This is a genomic window from Pseudomonas sp. SDO5215_S409 (genome assembly GCF_054071325.1).
On the sequence record NZ_JBSVWN010000181.1, the window covers coordinates 1 to 422 of the forward strand.

The 422-nt window shown below is 56.6% G+C and carries 2 protein-coding genes; both read right to left on the reverse strand.

Going from position 1 to position 422, the window contains the following annotated elements:
- The coding region (locus ACW9H9_RS28815; protein WP_457346735.1) for a hypothetical protein at positions 1-110 on the reverse strand (110 nt) is incomplete at its 3' end.
- An 82-nt stretch (positions 111-192) separates the two neighbouring features.
- The coding region (gene tssD, locus ACW9H9_RS28820; protein WP_457346734.1) for a type VI secretion system tube protein TssD at positions 193-422 on the reverse strand (230 nt) is incomplete at its 5' end.

A 422-nucleotide genomic window follows, 5' to 3' on the forward strand; every position in this document is an offset into this window, starting at 1 on the left:
GCAAACGGCTGGCTGATCGCCTCGCGCCCGTTGAGGGTGTACACCTGCACGTCGCTGGAGAGCCCTTCGACGGTCAGGCTGAAGTGGGTTTGATTGGCTGGCGCGAACATCCCTTGTTCCTCGTGTATGACGACGATAAAAACGACATCGACCAGCAGGGCTGGTCGATGTTTTTGAAGCAGTCAGCCAGCCTTAGCCAGCGACCGGCGAACGCCAGTCATCGGAACCCGAAGTACCGGATACTTCGTGGGTCCAGGTGATTTTGCGGTAGGTGAATTCCACATCTTCCAGGTGGGTGAAGTGGGAGTTGGATGGGTCCTGGCAGTTGTGCATGTAGTCCTTGATGTCCACGATGATCGCGTCTTCAAGTTTGGTGGTGAAGTAGTGCTCTTGAGTACCGGCAGCCGAGGTGCGGTACCACT